17 protein-coding genes are annotated in these 14,314 nt (G+C 59.7%); 7 read left to right on the forward strand and 10 right to left on the reverse strand.

The window, feature by feature from the left end:
- From ACGHU1_RS00005 to ACGHU1_RS00025, 5 genes are all read right to left on the reverse strand, one after another.
- Window positions 1-100, reverse strand: a 100-nt coding sequence (locus ACGHU1_RS00005; RefSeq protein WP_390583143.1) for a Flp family type IVb pilin, incomplete at its 3' end; no start/stop codon positions are given.
- A 216-nt stretch (window positions 101-316) separates the two neighbouring features.
- Complete coding sequence (locus ACGHU1_RS00010; protein ID WP_390582215.1) at window positions 317-1,468, reverse strand: hypothetical protein; 1,152 nt, start codon at window positions 1,466-1,468, stop codon at window positions 317-319.
- A 47-nt stretch (window positions 1,469-1,515) separates the two neighbouring features.
- Window positions 1,516-1,806, reverse strand: a complete 291-nt coding sequence (locus ACGHU1_RS00015) for a helix-turn-helix domain-containing protein (protein ID WP_390582217.1) — start codon at window positions 1,804-1,806, stop codon at window positions 1,516-1,518.
- A 49-nt stretch (window positions 1,807-1,855) separates the two neighbouring features.
- Window positions 1,856-2,194 carry a type II toxin-antitoxin system RelE/ParE family toxin gene (locus ACGHU1_RS00020; protein ID WP_390582219.1) on the reverse strand — a complete coding sequence of 113 codons (339 nt, stop codon included), beginning with the start codon at window positions 2,192-2,194 and terminating at the stop codon, window positions 1,856-1,858.
- A gap of 61 nt (window positions 2,195-2,255) precedes the next feature.
- Complete coding sequence (locus ACGHU1_RS00025) at window positions 2,256-3,086, reverse strand: hypothetical protein (protein ID WP_390582221.1); 831 nt, start codon at window positions 3,084-3,086, stop codon at window positions 2,256-2,258.
- A 114-nt stretch (window positions 3,087-3,200) separates the two neighbouring features.
- On the opposite strand from ACGHU1_RS00025, the gene ACGHU1_RS00030 reads away from it, so the two are divergent.
- The 6 genes from ACGHU1_RS00030 (at window position 3,201) to ACGHU1_RS00055 (ending at window position 9,857) form a co-directional block, all read left to right on the forward strand.
- Window positions 3,201-3,995 (forward strand): outer membrane protein assembly factor BamD, encoded by a 795-nt coding sequence (locus ACGHU1_RS00030; protein ID WP_390582223.1) that lies wholly within the window; start codon window positions 3,201-3,203, stop codon window positions 3,993-3,995.
- An 89-nt stretch (window positions 3,996-4,084) separates the two neighbouring features.
- The gene (gene recN / locus ACGHU1_RS00035) at window positions 4,085-5,752 is read left to right on the forward strand and encodes a DNA repair protein RecN (RefSeq protein ID WP_390582225.1); all 1,668 of its coding nucleotides are present in this window, start codon (window positions 4,085-4,087) and stop codon (window positions 5,750-5,752) included.
- Window positions 5,753-6,091 carry a hypothetical protein gene (locus ACGHU1_RS00040; protein ID WP_390582227.1) on the forward strand — a complete coding sequence of 113 codons (339 nt, stop codon included), beginning with the start codon at window positions 5,753-5,755 and terminating at the stop codon, window positions 6,089-6,091. It abuts the gene before it with no gap.
- A 43-nt stretch (window positions 6,092-6,134) separates the two neighbouring features.
- Complete coding sequence (gene ligA, locus ACGHU1_RS00045) at window positions 6,135-8,207, forward strand: NAD-dependent DNA ligase LigA (protein WP_390582229.1); 2,073 nt, start codon at window positions 6,135-6,137, stop codon at window positions 8,205-8,207.
- A gap of 37 nt (window positions 8,208-8,244) precedes the next feature.
- A complete protein-coding gene (locus ACGHU1_RS00050) occupies window positions 8,245-9,357 on the forward strand; it encodes a serine hydrolase (protein ID WP_390582231.1) in 1,113 nt (370 codons plus the stop codon).
- Window positions 9,357-9,857, forward strand: a complete 501-nt coding sequence (locus tag ACGHU1_RS00055) for a CinA family protein (protein WP_390582233.1) — start codon at window positions 9,357-9,359, stop codon at window positions 9,855-9,857. Before ACGHU1_RS00050 ends, ACGHU1_RS00055 begins: the two co-directional genes overlap by 1 nt.
- Here ACGHU1_RS00055 and ACGHU1_RS00060 read toward each other — a convergent pair.
- The 5 genes from ACGHU1_RS00060 to ACGHU1_RS00080 all read right to left on the reverse strand — a co-directional run bounded on the left by ACGHU1_RS00060 (window position 9,854) and on the right by ACGHU1_RS00080 (window position 13,798).
- A complete protein-coding gene (locus ACGHU1_RS00060; RefSeq protein ID WP_390582235.1) occupies window positions 9,854-10,525 on the reverse strand; it encodes an SDR family oxidoreductase in 672 nt (223 codons plus the stop codon). The two genes, ACGHU1_RS00055 and ACGHU1_RS00060, sit on opposite strands and share 4 nt — an antisense overlap.
- 80 nt (window positions 10,526-10,605) lie before the next feature.
- Window positions 10,606-11,295: a DUF2459 domain-containing protein gene (locus ACGHU1_RS00065; protein ID WP_390582237.1), complete on the reverse strand. Its 690-nt coding sequence runs from the start codon at window positions 11,293-11,295 to the stop codon at window positions 10,606-10,608.
- Window positions 11,285-12,193: a 50S ribosomal protein L11 methyltransferase gene (locus ACGHU1_RS00070; RefSeq protein ID WP_390582239.1), complete on the reverse strand. Its 909-nt coding sequence runs from the start codon at window positions 12,191-12,193 to the stop codon at window positions 11,285-11,287. The genes ACGHU1_RS00065 and ACGHU1_RS00070 overlap by 11 nt, the downstream gene beginning before the upstream one ends.
- Entirely contained in the window at window positions 12,190-13,098 is a 909-nt protein-coding gene (gene bla, locus ACGHU1_RS00075) for a subclass B3 metallo-beta-lactamase (protein WP_390582241.1), read from the reverse strand. Before bla ends, ACGHU1_RS00070 begins: the two co-directional genes overlap by 4 nt.
- Window positions 13,088-13,798 (reverse strand): SDR family NAD(P)-dependent oxidoreductase, encoded by a 711-nt coding sequence (locus ACGHU1_RS00080; protein WP_390582243.1) that lies wholly within the window; start codon window positions 13,796-13,798, stop codon window positions 13,088-13,090. The genes bla and ACGHU1_RS00080 overlap by 11 nt, the downstream gene beginning before the upstream one ends.
- A gap of 130 nt (window positions 13,799-13,928) precedes the next feature.
- On the opposite strand from ACGHU1_RS00080, the gene sdhC reads away from it, so the two are divergent.
- Entirely contained in the window at window positions 13,929-14,309 is a 381-nt protein-coding gene (sdhC, locus tag ACGHU1_RS00085; RefSeq protein ID WP_390582245.1) for a succinate dehydrogenase, cytochrome b556 subunit, read from the forward strand.
- Window positions 14,310-14,314 lie beyond the last annotated feature (5 nt).

The following is a 14,314-nucleotide window of genomic DNA, read 5'->3' on the forward strand; positions in this document are numbered from 1 at the left end:
TCTGAAACGCAATGATAGCCGCGAGCGAGATTAGCGCCGCGATCAGCCCGTATTCAATCGCGGTGGCCCCGCTTTTGTCAGCAAGTAATCGTTTCAGCATTGCTATGCCCCCGTCCAAAGAATCGAGCTGTATGTGACAAGGGTTACTGAAATATATCTAGTTTTGATGATTTTCTATCCTTAGGGCTCACAGCCCTCAAAGATGTCCAAGCGTAGGTCGGAATTTATGACCGTGAAGGCCAAGCAGACTTGCAGCAAAATTGGGGAGCCAAGATACTTGCGCTGAACAGCTGTCAGGCGCCAATTCAACTAAGTATCAAACCGGGGGAATGTTCCGAGGATCAATGTCGTATGGGTCTTGGACGGTAAAGCGCACTCTCTTGTCCTGCTCTTTACCTAGTGGGCTACCGACATCGGTGGACATATGGTTACAAGCCCAATGTTTTCCTCTAAGGAAATCACACAAATAAAGAATATCGCTGCACACCGTTATATACTCGTGCACCGGGACTTCTTCTGTGAAAGCTCCCTTGTGAGCTAGTCTATTGCGGTCTTCGAAGAGTTGCTGAACTGCCTTGACATGGTTTTTCCAAGTCCCCCAATTTATATCCTCATTCTGACTGTGAAGCTCCGGTAGGTAGTCTTTGACGATTCGATATATGGGTGGTGAAGGCACGTTGATAGCAAGCCATTCGGCCTCGGGAACTTGCGATGAAATATGTGATTTCAAGCCCGTTTCTAAAGCAGATGCACACATCAGCAGCGCAGCGCGAGGATTGCGTTCAACGGTGCGCGATGCTTGATGTAACAGCGCATGGCCTAGAGGTTCCTCGACTTGGTTATCCCAGAAATATTTGAAACGAGCGGTTAAGTCAGTATTGGAACGAAGGAAAGGCGTACTCAGGCCGGTTTGCGGGTCGAATTTTTGAGGAATCAAGTGATAAAGCCGCGTCCTTGGTGTCCGCCAACCGATCCAGGTAGATAACTCGTCGAGACTTGGGACTTCCGTCAGACCTTCCCCCCACCTAAGAAGCCCTAAGAAACGGTCTGTTTCTAATTGCAATTTAGTGATGGATTCTTCTAAAAAATTGTCGATGGACTTTGGGAGCCAACGTCGACGAAATCCGACATTTGCAACAAGCCTACAATCCTTATCGATAATCTCAGTTCCGTTGATTGAAAACGGCAAATCAAACGGTAAACAAGGGTGTCGTGTGACTGCCTTGTTCCGAAGTGCCCTCACGAACTCGACGTCTGCTAGGTCAGCTTTGGCTCGAAAAGTGGTTCTAAGTTGAGTTTCCTGGAATTGCTTTCGGGGCTCTCCATTCGAAAGTCTAAATTTCAGACCAGTGTTTTTCGGGGAGAACTCGAATGGCGTTGAATCCGGTTCTGAAAAGTTCATGTACGAAAAGCTGGTTCGTAAGAGATACGAAAAGCTGGTTCGTAAGAGAAAAGTGATGTAACTCATCGATACCATCCTCCCCGTTCTTGAGCTGCCTCGTACTCAGCTAACAATCAACCCGCAGCCCGATCAATCAACTCCAATGCCGCTTTCGGATCAGCGTCCACCATGCCCAATAGTGTCCGCGCAGGTGCATCGGGTGAACGTCGATGCTGCTCCCAATCGCGCAACGTCGCGACAGGCACGCGAATTTTCGCGGCAAATTTCACTTGGCTAAGCCGCGTCTTGGCGCGGATCGCCTTAACGTCGGGGCCGGCGGCAACGCGGCCCTTGGTTGTATCTCCTTCGGCATAGGCCAAGGCATCGGCCAACCCGCCTGCAATCTTGTCGAATGCTTTTGTCATCTCGTTGAAGCCTCCTTCGCTTCGTTACGCGGTCCTCAATGACCTGCGCCTACCGTTCGCTCTGACTCTCCTTCAAAGTTGATGTCAGTTGGCGAAGCGCGTTGCGTTCGCCTTGTGTCAAATTGGCTTTTTCACCTTTGCCGAACACGGTCAGCAGAAAGACAGGAATATCGCCGCCGCCGTAGAAATAGACGACGCGATAGCCGCCGGATTTCCCTTTGCCGCGCCCGGCTAGGCGCACTTTGCGGACACCGCCGGTGCCTTGCATCACGTCACCGATTTCAGGATCGAGTGCGACAAGGTCGACGGCGGATGTCATCTCTTCCTCGCTCATCTTCGCGCCTTTAGCGGCACGCAGATAGCTTTCGGTTTCGATGACTGTCTGCATAGTGGGTTACGATATACGGCAGGGCCGTAGTAATATCAAGTGTGATTTATACGGCACTGCCTTAACCCTTGTCGAAACCATCATCAGTAAGCTTGTGAATCGTCTTAGGCACCTTCGGCTTCACCACCTTCTTCGGCTGCGGCTCCGCGTTCACCGTTTCCCTCGGCCCCTCGATCAAGTTCCGCCGCTCCGCTTCCTCGGCCTTGATCCCTTCCATATCGCGGGCCTTTAGCGCCTCGAAGCGCTGCCATGCCTCGCGCGTGTCCTCGGACAGGGCATCCCATTCGCGTTTCTTGCGCTGCTCGATCTCGGTGCGCAGTCCGTTGATCCTCGCGTCCAGCTTCTCGCGGATTTCCTCAGAGGAGGGGGCGGCGGCGGTGCGCTCTGCCTCCCACTCAGCAAACCATTTCTTGCGCAGGCGCTCCTCTTCCATCCTGCCGACGGCGTTCAGCCCTTTCGCGCGCCCTTCGGCAAAGCGTTCGGGTGCGCGGTTGCGCAGCATAAACATCAGTAGCCGGTCATTGTACCTTTTGCGCGTGCCGACCAGCTTGCCATAGGAATAGAGCGGTTCGTCCACGCCATTGAGCGCGCGGTCCATCGCCACATCCTCAATCCGCTGGACGCCCAGGTCGAGCGCGGCGGACCATGCCTCGCGAAAGCTTTCCGCGCCCGGTTGGCGGCGCAGGTAATACGCGCCGGGCTGGCTCATATCGACAGCTTTGCATGCGGCGGCGACCGATCCGGTGTCGGCCAGTGCCTCGATAAAGGCGCGCTGGCGCTGGGGCGTCCAGCCGTCGTGCCGTTTGCCTTTACGCGGGACGATGGAGAATTCGGGGATCTGGCCTGCGGCGGCGGGAAGGCGGGCGGTGCGGGGATCGGCTCTGCGGGTCATGGCGGGTCTTTTGTGGCTGGCTGGGGGAGGGGCTCTGAACCACAGAAACGCGAAGTAGGAAAACGCGCGCAACTTCACTTGGCGTTCAGGCTGGCGCTGGCTATACGGCGGTCCATGAAACGCACACTTCGCACATCGCTCACCCGCACCGCCCTGATGGGCGCGGCCATCGCCGCCACCACCGCCTGTGCAGGCGGCTCCGCTGATGAGGACGTGGCCTATGTCGCGCGGGATGTGGAGACGCTGTATGCTGAGGCGCAGCGCCGGCTGGACAAGGGCAATACGCTGTTCGCGGCCGCTTTGTTCGATGAGGTTGAGCGGCAGCACCCGTACTCGCCATGGGCACGCCGGGCGCAGCTGATGAGCGCGTTCAGCTATTACGTGGCGCGCGATTATAACAAGGCGATTGCGAACGCGCAGCGGTTCCTCTCGATCCACCCGGGTAACAAGGATGCGCCGTATGCGTATTACCTGATTGCCTTGAGCTATTACGAACAGATCAGCGACGTGAACCGCGATCAGAAGATCACCGAGCAGGCGAAAACAGCCCTGCGTGAGGTGAACCGCCGTTTCCCGCAGACCGAATACGCCGCCGATGCCCGGCTCAAGCTGGACCTGGTGGATGATCACCTTGCGGGCAAGGAGATGGAGATCGGGCGGCATTACCAGCGGTCGGGCCAATGGCTCGCCTCTGCGCTGCGATTCCGCAACGTGGTCAACAACTTTGAAACCACCAGCCACACGCCAGAAGCGCTTTATCGCCTTGTCGAAAGCAGCCTTGCGCTGGGGCTTAAGCAGGAAGCGGTAAAGTATGCCGCCGTGCTGGGCGCGAACTATCCGGGCGACGAATGGTATGAGAAAGCCTTCGAACTCGTCGATGACAATGCGAGCGGCGTCACCGTAGGCTAAGCCCGATTGCGATCTGGTGCCTGCGATTGTGGGGATTACCCTTTCCGCAGCGTGACGCGCCTCAACACTTGGGTTAAAGCTGGCGCGCAATGCTGACCCGGCTTTCCATCCGCAACATCGTCCTTATCGAAGCGCTCGATCTTGATTTCGGGCGCGGTCTGGGTGTGCTGACGGGGGAGACGGGCGCGGGCAAGTCGATCCTGCTGGATGCGCTCGGCCTGGTGCTGGGCGGCCGCGCGGAAACGGCGCTGGTCAGGGCTGGCGAGGCGAAAGCCAGTGTCACCGCAAGTTTCGAATTCGCGGCACTGCCTGCTCCGATTGCCGAGGCTCTGGATGACGCCGACATCGAGCTTGAGCCGGGAGAGCCGCTCATCATTCGCCGGCAGGTGAAAGCCGATGGCGGGTCCAAGGCGTTCATCAACGACCAACCCACCAGCGCCGGATTGCTGCGTTCGCTTGGCGCGTCGCTGGTTGAGCTTCACGGCCAGCACGATGATCGCGGCCTAGTAAATCCGCGCGGCCACAGGGCGCTGCTGGACCGGTACGCGGGCACCGACCTCACCGGTCTCGCGCGCCATTGGACCAGCTGGGCCAAGGCGGAGGCGCAGCTGGCCGAGGCGCGCGGCGAGGTTGAGCAGGCCAAGGCCGATCAGGACTTGCTGATCGCGCACCTTGCAGAACTGACCGCACTTGAACCGCAGGCGGGCGAGGAAGTCCGGCTCGCCGCTGCTCGCACCGATATGCAAAAGGCGGAGAAGCTATCCGGCGAACTCGAAGAATTGCGTCACATCTGGGAAGGGTCGGAATCGCCGCTCGCCTCGCTGCGGGTTGCCGCGCGCAAGCTCGACCGGATTGCCGGCGAGCACGCGATGCTGACCGAGGCGCTCGCCGCGCTGGATCGCGCCGTGATCGAAGCGGGCGAGGCCGAGGAAAAGCTGGAAGCCGCTGCGCAGGCATTGGTCCATGACCCCGCCGCGCTGGACGATGCGGAAACGCGCTTGTTTGAACTGCGTGCACTCGCTCGCAAGCACCGCTGCGAGGTCGATCACCTACCTGAACTGATGCGTGATATGCGCTCCCAACTGGACGCAATCGAGGGCGGCGAAGCGCAGCTCGATGCGCTCGAAGCCGCCGCCAAGGAAGCGCGCACGGCGTATCTGAAGTCGGCGCAAAAAGCGCACGATACGCGGGTCAAAGCGGCGAAGAAACTCGACAAGGCTGTGGCAGCAGAACTAGCACCGCTGAAACTGGATGCGGCGCGATTCCTGACCTCCATCGGCACCTTGCCGGAGGATAAATGGGGCGCGCACGGCATGGATGCGTGTGAATTCCTGATTTCGACCAACCCCGGCGCGGATTTCGCGCCGCTCAACAAGATCGCATCGGGAGGCGAATTGTCGCGCTTCATCCTCGCGCTGAAAGTGGCGCTGGCGGAAAAGGGCGGGGCTGCGACGATCATCTTCGATGAAATCGACCGCGGCGTCGGCGGCGCGGTGGCGAGCGCGATTGGCGAACGCCTCGCGCGCCTCGCAGCGGATGAGGGGCAGCTTCTCGCCGTCACGCACAGCCCGCAAGTCGCGGCTCGCGGTGCAACCCACTACATGATCGCCAAGGCTTCGAGCGGCACGGTGACCAAGACCAGCGTTGCCCTGCTCGATGACAGCGAGCGGCAGGAAGAGATCGCGCGGATGCTGTCAGGCGCAGAGGTTACGCCGGAGGCGAGAGCACAGGCGGATCGTTTGCTGGAAGGGGTTTGAATGATTGAGGCTTGGACCTTAGAAAGCCAATCCATTCGTTTCTTAGCTATCGCGCATCTGATCGCAGCGGGAAGCGCACTTTTTTTGCTGATCGTCCCGGCATTCGGTGTTTTGGCTCGCGTGATTATATTCATTTTTAACCCGTCTGCTATCACAGCATTCGGAGTCTGGGCTTTCGCTTGGGTTCTTTGCGGCGTCGGCGTTGCGGCAGCCAATTTTGTTTGGTCGATGGAAGCCATAAGTAAGCCGCACTGGCTGCTCATCGGCAAAGCGACAGGTCTTTCCATACTAATTCTCATGACTAGCCCACTTTGGTGGGCGGGCAACGGCTCACTGTGATTGCGGCTGCCAAAGCCCCGTCTTTTCCAGAGCGGGAGAAACCATGTCGCGTTTAACTGAAGCCGAAGCCGCGAATGAGCTGATGCGCCTTGCGCGGCAGATCGCAAAGCATGACCGGCTTTATCATGCCGAAGACACCCCTGAAATTACCGATCAGGAATACGATGCGCTCGTGCGCCGCAATGCCGAGCTTGAGGCAGCCTTTCCGCATTTGATCCGGCCAGACAGCCCCTCCCAAAAAGTCGGGCATGAGGTCGCCGCCTCGCCGCTGTCGAAGGTCACGCATGAGCAGCGCATGATGAGCCTCGACAATGCGTTCAACCGCGAGGAGGTGGAGGAATGGACGCAGCGTATCCGCCGGTTCCTCAGCCTTGCCGAAACCGATCCGGTGGCGATTACGGCTGAGGACAAGATTGACGGCCTGTCCTGCTCGCTGCGGTATGAAAATGGCAAGCTGGTTCGCGCGGCCACACGCGGGGACGGGCAGGTGGGCGAGGATGTGACGCCTAATGCGCGCCATATCGCCGATATCCCGCAGCAATTGCCTGATGGCGTGCCTGAAGTGTTCGAGGTGCGCGGCGAGGTGTACATGGCAAAAGCCGATTTTGCTGCGCTTAACGCTGCGCAGGAAAAGGACGGCGGCAAACTGTTCGCCAATCCGCGCAACGCCGCCGCCGGATCGCTGCGCCAGAAAGATGCCGGTGTGACGGCAAAGCGCCCGCTCAAATTCTGGGCCTATGGCTGGGGCGCGGCCTCCGAAGTCCCTTGCGATAGCCAGCATGCAATGATGCGCCGGATTGAAAGCTGGGGCTTCCCCCTGTCGCCGTTCCTGACCGTGACCGATGATGTCGACGCGATGATCGCGCATTACGAGGAAATCGGACGGCAGCGTCCTGATCTCGGCTATGATATTGACGGTGTGGTCTACAAGGTGGACCGGCTGGATTATCAGCAGCGGCTGGGCTTCGTCGCGAAAGCACCGCGCTGGGCGCTCGCACACAAATTCCCGGCAGAGCGCGCGCAAACCACGCTGGAGGCAATTGATATTCAGGTCGGGCGCACGGGCAAGCTGACGCCGGTTGGCAGGCTTTCACCCGTGCTGGTCGGCGGAGTAACGGTCACCAACGTGACGCTGCACAACCGTGACGAGATCGAGCGGCTGGGCGTACGCCCCGGTGACCGGATCGTGGTGCAGCGCGCGGGCGATGTTATCCCGCAAGTGGTCGAAAACCTGACGCGCGGCGAAGACCGGCCAGCCTTCGAATTCCCCGATCATTGTCCCGAATGCGGCAGTGAAGCGGTAGCTGAGGAGGGCGAAGTTGATGTGCGCTGCACCGGCGGGCTGATCTGTCCCGCCCAGCGCACGCAAAGGCTGGAGCACTTTGTCAGCCGCAAAGCTCTCGATATCGACGGGTTTGGGACCAAGACGATTGCGCAGTTCTTTGCATTGGGATGGCTTGAAAGTCCGGCTGACATCTTCCGGTTGCATAGCCGGCGCGAGGATATTCTTGCGCTGGAAGGGTGGCAGGACAAGTCTGTGGATAACCTGTTGGCTGCTGTGGATAGCAAGCGGGAACCGGACGCCGCGCGCCTGCTGTTCGGGCTGGGCATCCGGCATGTCGGCGAAGTGACCTCGCGCGATCTGTTAAAACACCTTCACACTCTCCCAGACCTGCGTCAGATCGCGGAAAAGGCGCGTGCCAATCAGGATCAGGGCGGCGACGAAGATGCAGCGGCAGAACTGACCAGCATCGATGGCATTGGCCCCAGCGTGGTCGAAGCCCTGGGCGATTTCTTCCATGAGCCGCACAACGTCGCCGTGTGGGAAGATCTGCTCGGCGAGGTTTCGCCTCCGCGTTACGAGGTAGAAACTCTGGACAGCCCCGTCGCGGGCAAGACGGTCGTCTTCACCGGCAAGCTTGAAACCATGAGCCGTGATGAGGCGAAGGCCCAGGCTGAACGGCTGGGCGCGAAGGCGGCAGGATCGGTCAGCGCCAAAACCGACCTCCTTGTTGCGGGGCCGGGTGCGGGATCGAAGCTGAAAAAGGCGCAGGAGCTCGGCATAGAAACCACAGATGAGGCGGGCTGGGCAGAAATTGTCGCCAAGGCAGGCTGAAAACGGAAACTAACCGCGCGCAAGTCGTTGGAGAGGCATGGGTTTTTCAACACGCTTCGTCACGATTTTTCTCGCAGTGTTTGGTATCGCGGCGTTTGTTGTTGCGGCATCGCTCGATCCGGCGCGAAAGGCCGACGCGCCCGCTTCGATAGAGGCGGCGATAGAACCGGCGGCGGAGGTGGTCGAAACGCCCGAAGAGCGCGCTTTTGAACAAAAGCTGGAAGAGATTGGCGCGGGCCTGTCCGGCCAGCTTGGGATTGCAGTGGTCGATGTGCGGAGCGGGCGCAGCTACGATTTCAACGGCGATGATCAGCTGCCGCAGCAAAGCGTGAGCAAGCTGTGGGTGGCAATGGCGGCGCTGGGACAAGTGGATGACGGCGAGCTGGACCTTTCCGAGCCGGTCACCATTCGGCGCGCGGACCTTACCCTGTTTTACCAGCCCATCCGCGAAATCGTGCGCGCGCGCGGCAGCTTCTCCAGCGATTACGCCGATTTGATGGAGCGTGCGATTGCCCGCAGCGATAACAGCGCCAACGACCGGTTGCTGAGGCGGGTAGGCGGGGCCGCGGCGGTTCAGGAATGGCTTGACGAAAAAGGGTTGCTGGGCATTCGTTTCGGCGCTGATGAACGGACCAAGCAGAGCGCGATTGCCGGGCTGCAATGGCGCCAGACATATTCGTATCGCAACCTCTTTTATGAAGCGCGCGATCGGGTGCCCGATGATGTGCGGCGCGGCGCGTTTGAGGGCTATCTCGCTGATCCGATTGACGGTGCATCACCGCTCGCCATTGCGCGCGCGCTGACGCTGCTCGCGCGCGGGGAGCTTTTATCGCAAAGCTCGACCGAGCGGCTCCGATCCATCCTCGCCACCACCAAAAGCGGACCGCGCAGGTTGAAAGGCGGCCTTGCCGAGGGCTGGCGCATCGAACATAAAACCGGCACAGGTCAGGTCTATGGCAGCGAGCAATCGGGATATAATGATGTGGGCGTCCTAATCTCACCCGAAGGCAGCGAATATGCTGTTGCGGTCATGATCGGGCGAACAGCCAAGCCGGTTCCCGCGCGCATGGACATGATGCAGGCTGTGACGCGGGCTGTGATCGAGTTTGATGAGCGCCGCTCTGCGCCCGCAAAACTGGCCGCAAGCTGATGGATTTGCTGCGCGAGCTAAACCCTCAGGCGGTTCGAATTGCGGATATGTTAAAGGCTCGCGGTGAAATGATAGCCGTGGCTGACGGGGCAACCGGCGGGCTGATCGCGGCCACTTTGCTGACGGTGCCGGGGGCTCTCAAATTCTATGTTGGCGGCGGGATCGTCTATTCGTTCAAGGCGCGTGATGTGCTGTTTGACCTGCCGCGCGGGGCGTATGAAGGGATGCGCTCCGTCACAGAAGAATACGCGCTGCTTCAGGCGCGCGCGATCCGGGAGCGACTGGGCGCGGACTGGGGCATCGCCGAAAGCGGGTCCGCCGGGTCGAGCAAACATCCGATGGGCGTCGCATCGGGCCGCAGCATCGCCGCGATCGCCGGGCCGCAATCGGAAAAGACCGCCATCACCGAAACGGCCAGCGATGACCGGATCAGCAATATGGCGGCCTTTACCCGAAACGCGCTCAATCTGCTGGAAAGCGCGCTTTCACAGTCAGCTTAATCGTTGGGCATGATATAAACTTCGCGCACGGCAGCGGTTTTTGGCTGGGCGAGAGCATAAACCACGGCGTTTGCGACATCTTCGGGCTGGATTTTCGTCGGCTTTGGCTCGTCGAAAAATGCGGTGTCCACCATGCCCGGTGCGATGATTGTCGCGCGGCCGCCCCATTCACGCATTTCTTCGGCAAGGTTTTCGCCGAAGCCGTGCACGAACCACTTCGTCGCAGAGTAAACTGATCCCTTGAACGTGTCGCGGCCAGCTTTCGATCCGGTCACGACGAAATGCCCTTTGGTCTTCTTCAGGTGAGGGATCGCGGCGTGGGCGGCATAAAGCACGGCGAGGATATTGACGTGGATCATGTCGTGCCATTCATCGGGATCGCCATTTTCGATACCGGCATTTTCAACGCCCATGCCTGCATTGGCGTAAACCGCATCAACGCCGCCGAAATGAGCCGCAGTTTTCTCAAGCGCATCGGTAATCTCTTCGCGCTTCGTCACGTCGCATGGCAGCGCGATCGCTGCATCCCCGATTTCGCCTGCGATCTTTTCAAGCTTGTCGGTTGAGCGTGCGCACAGCGCCACGTTCCAGCCCGCCTCGGCGGCGGCTCTGGCAGTGGCCGCTCCTATGCCCGATGATGCGCCTGTGATGAGAAGTGTTTTCGCCATGTTGTCGGTGTCCCTTTTTTTGAGTGGATGTTTGTCCAATCAAGCGATGACGCCGGAGCTCGTTCCGAGAAACAGGGCCTCTAGTCCTTTGCCAGGTCGGGCACCCATTTCATCACTCCGCCGGGCAGCGGGGTCCATCTACCGGTCGCTATCCCAGCCCCGGCCAGCCTGTCACTGGTCCATTGATTGCAGGTGTTGAACAGGTGATATGTGCCGAGAGCATCGTAAAACACATCGTGCCGCCCATAACCGCCATAGGTTTGCCGCCCGCTGACAGGGGCGATCTGGTCGATGATGCCTTGCGACAGCGCCCGGTATTCTGCCCGGCTGATGCGCATCGGGCGAAAATCCTCGGCCGGGGCAGGGCGCACATACCATGCGATATGCATCAGTCCGTCGCCGCCTTTTAACGCGTTCAGGCCGACCGCCGGGTCAAGATCGCTCCACGTCGGGGTCTCCAGAAAGAAAGATCGCTCGCCCCAGCTGACCGCAACATGGGTATAGGGTCTATCTGGCGCAGCGGTATCACCCAAATCGAAATGCGCGCGCCAATCCTGACCGTCCATGACGACCGGCATGACGATTTCGGTGTGGATACCGTTTTCGCCGATAAATATCTCAATGCCACCGTCTTCCGCTTCGCTCCAATCGGAGTTGCGCGGCAGGGATGAACCGATCCACGCCGACAGCAGAAACGCAGCGATGGGAAGCAGGATTACCAGCGCAGCCGCCCCGGCAACGCGGCGCGGCCATTTGCGTTTAGCGCACACTGCGCCGCCTGAACCACAATATCGCCCAATCCCCGCGCTGCAGACGGGCGGTGAGGCGAAAGCCTGCACGGCGATAGGCCCGCTTTACCGCGCGCTCCTGCTCGCCTGCCAACAATCCCGCCAGCAGCACGCTGCCCTTGGCAGAGACGGACGCCGCAAAATCGGGCGCGAGTTCGACCAATGGCCCGGCAAGGATATTGGCAATCAACAGGTCATACGGACCGCGCGCCACCAGCAGCGGATCATCCATCCCGTCTGCGATCACCATCGTCATGGCTCCCGCTTTCGCGCCCAGCTTCATCGAATTGAGCGCAGCGTTGTCGGCAACAACACCGGCACAGACAGGGTCGATGTCCGATGCCGTGCACTTTGCCCCGGGCCACAATTTCATCGCGGCAAAGCCGAGCAGCCCGGTTCCCGTGCCGATATCGGCAAGGTTGCGGAAATGCGCGCCGCTCGATTTCATTGCGCCCAGCATTTCCAGACAACCCGCGGTTGTTTCGTGCTGACCCGTGCCAAACGCCTGACTGGCGGGGATCGCAAAATTGATCGCGTCCTCAATCGGCGGAAAATCGGGCGTGTGGATGTAAAACCGGCCCGCGCTGATCGGCGGCGTGCCCTGCTGGCTTAGGGTTAGCCAGTCTTCATCGGGCAGTTTTTCCGAGGTGATTTTTGGCGCCTTGCCATCGAACAGCGCTGCAATAGCCTGGGTCTGGGCGGCGGCGGGTTTGTGCGGATACCATCCTTCGAGCACCCATTCTTGAGGGCGATCCTCGTCAATCTCGCGCCCTGAAATTACAAGGTCGTAATCCCATTCCTCGATCTCGTCATGGGCGAGCAGTGCGGCCTGAACGGTTTTCTTGGGCGCGAATGCAGAGAGTTTCCATGCGCTGGTCATTCTGCAGGCTCCGCAGATTCGTCAGTCAGACGTCTGTCTAACCGCTCCATGATCTGGGTCGCATATTCGGAGCAATCCATGCCGCCTACCAGCTTGCCGGCGCGCATCCTTGCGATCATCCGGCTCGCCGAGGGGTGGGGCGTCATCAGCACATCGCAGTCGATCGCAGCGAGGCGGGAAAGCCCTTTGCGGTAATTCGCCAGATAGGCCGGGTGATCGGAAAACCTGTAGCTATCGCTGCTTACGGGAGACAGGCTGTCGGCATAGACTATGGTTTTACAGTCATCTTCTTCGCAGCTTTGCCATCGCCATGACAAAGCGCCCGGCGTATGCCCCGGCGTGGCGATGGCTGTCACCGTTATGTTGCCAAGGGTTTCGGTCTCGCCGCTCTCGATATGACGCTCCGGCACGACTGGGTGCATCGGATCATGCATCCCGTATTGCGGATCTTCGGGATGATCCTGCCCGGTGAAAAAGACGGCTGCCGCCGGTTTTGAAGCAATCAGCTTGCCGCCCGTCAATTCAGCGGTTTTGGCCATCCCGCCGACATGGTCGAAATGTTCATGGCTGTATAGCAACAGTTCGATGTCCTGCGGATCGACGCCGAGGGTGCGGATGTTCGCGATCACCGCATCTGCTCCGGTCTCGGTCCCGGTATCAATCAGGACATGCCCTGCATCGCCCCGAATAAGGATCGCAGAGATGCCGCAGGTGCCGACATAATAGGTGTCGCCGTGCACTTTGAAGGGCGGGGCAGGCTTATCCCATTCATCCCATGCCTTACACGTATCGATAAACGCCTTCTGGTCATCAGCTAGCGGTGCCTCACGGGGATCATTAGCGAATGCTGCTGAGCAGCCAGCCAGGACTGCGGCGGCCAGCAGTGCAGAGAATTTAACGGACAAAGCTCGCTCCGTTCGCGTCGATCACTGCGCCCGTCATGCTGGCCGGTGCGTCCAGTGCGCAGAATTCTATGATGCGCGCAATTTCCTCAGGCTCGGCCACGCGGCCCAGCGGAATATCGGCGAGCAGCCCGTCGCCGCCGCGGCTGGTCAGGTAATCGCCGGCCATGCTGGTGTCGGTAAAGCCGGGCGTGATTGCAAAGCTCAAGATGCCTTCGCTCGCATAGGCGCGCGCGATGGATTTGTGCATCGCGACCATTCCCCCTTTGGCCGCTGCGTAATGCCAGTGCGCGGGCGAATCGCCGCGATACGCCGCGCGGCTTGCGACATGTATCAAGCGTCCCGGCGCACCGGTTTCTTGCCAATGGCGCACGGCAAACCGGCTAAGCTGCGCTGCGGCTGTGAGGTTTATGCGAAGCGTATCCTCCCACGCGTCCAGCCATTCAATGTCGGAGCGGTCGATAGAGTTGGCATCGAACAGACCGGCATTGTTGACCACCGCGCTGATTGCCCCGCCGGAACGCTCCATCGCCTGCTCCCACAAGGCATGTGCGGAACCGGGATCGCTGAAATCAGCAGCGATCTCGCCGTCCCCATTGCCAGACGTGCTGTGACCGATCACATCTGCGCCGCGCGCGGTGAGGGTATGACATGCCGCAGCGCCGATCCCGCGGCTCGATCCGGTGACCAAAATGAAGCTCATGGCATCCTTTATCCTAAACTTTGCAAGGCACTGTCCAGAACTTTGCAAGCGAGCATGCAGCCTCACGGCTTGCCTCATGCGACAGGACCGCTAAGAACGCCCGAGAAGAACACGTTCTAACGGGATAGCCATGAACCAAAGACCGCTTTCACCTCACCTCCAGATCTGGCGGTGGGGCCCTCATATGCTGGTATCGATCCTGCACCGCGCGACCGGCGACGGATTGGCGCTGGTCGGGCTGGCGGTTCTTGTCTGGTGGCTGGGCGCGATTGCGAGCGGGCCAGAGGCGTATGAAAGCTTCACGTTCTTTATGACGACACCGCTCGGTTACATCCTGATGATCGGGCTGTCCTGGGCGTTTTTTACCCATTTGATGAGCGGGCTGCGCCACCTCGTGCTGGATATCGGCGCGGGGTATGAGCTTAACACCAACCGCTTCTGGTCGATGGCCTCGCCAATTCTTGCAATCATTCTGACGGCTGCCCTTTGGGCAATCGTGCTGCTGGGTTGAGGGGA

Source organism: Erythrobacter sp. MTPC3 (assembly GCF_042854385.1).
Classification (GTDB): domain Bacteria; phylum Pseudomonadota; class Alphaproteobacteria; order Sphingomonadales; family Sphingomonadaceae; genus Erythrobacter.

Coding starts and splice junctions, on each gene's coding strand:
- ACGHU1_RS00040 (WP_390582227.1), top strand. CDS start 5,753: ATGATTGAGGCTTGGACCTTAGAAAGCCAATCCATTCGTTTCTTAGCT.
- sdhC (WP_390582245.1), top strand. CDS start 13,929: ATGAACCAAAGACCGCTTTCACCTCACCTCCAGATCTGGCGGTGGGGC.
- ACGHU1_RS00015 (WP_390582217.1), bottom strand. CDS start 1,806: ATGACAAAAGCATTCGACAAGATTGCAGGCGGGTTGGCCGATGCCTTG.
- ACGHU1_RS00080 (WP_390582243.1), bottom strand. CDS start 13,798: ATGAGCTTCATTTTGGTCACCGGATCGAGCCGCGGGATCGGCGCTGCG.
- ACGHU1_RS00025 (WP_390582221.1), bottom strand. CDS start 3,086: ATGACCCGCAGAGCCGATCCCCGCACCGCCCGCCTTCCCGCCGCCGCA.
- recN (WP_390582225.1), top strand. CDS start 4,085: ATGCTGACCCGGCTTTCCATCCGCAACATCGTCCTTATCGAAGCGCTC.
- ACGHU1_RS00055 (WP_390582233.1), top strand. CDS start 9,357: ATGGATTTGCTGCGCGAGCTAAACCCTCAGGCGGTTCGAATTGCGGAT.
- ACGHU1_RS00060 (WP_390582235.1), bottom strand. CDS start 10,525: ATGGCGAAAACACTTCTCATCACAGGCGCATCATCGGGCATAGGAGCG.
- ACGHU1_RS00020 (WP_390582219.1), bottom strand. CDS start 2,194: ATGCAGACAGTCATCGAAACCGAAAGCTATCTGCGTGCCGCTAAAGGC.
- ACGHU1_RS00010 (WP_390582215.1), bottom strand. CDS start 1,468: ATGAGTTACATCACTTTTCTCTTACGAACCAGCTTTTCGTATCTCTTA.
- ACGHU1_RS00070 (WP_390582239.1), bottom strand. CDS start 12,193: ATGACCAGCGCATGGAAACTCTCTGCATTCGCGCCCAAGAAAACCGTT.
- ACGHU1_RS00030 (WP_390582223.1), top strand. CDS start 3,201: ATGAAACGCACACTTCGCACATCGCTCACCCGCACCGCCCTGATGGGC.
- ACGHU1_RS00050 (WP_390582231.1), top strand. CDS start 8,245: ATGGGTTTTTCAACACGCTTCGTCACGATTTTTCTCGCAGTGTTTGGT.
- ligA (WP_390582229.1), top strand. CDS start 6,135: ATGTCGCGTTTAACTGAAGCCGAAGCCGCGAATGAGCTGATGCGCCTT.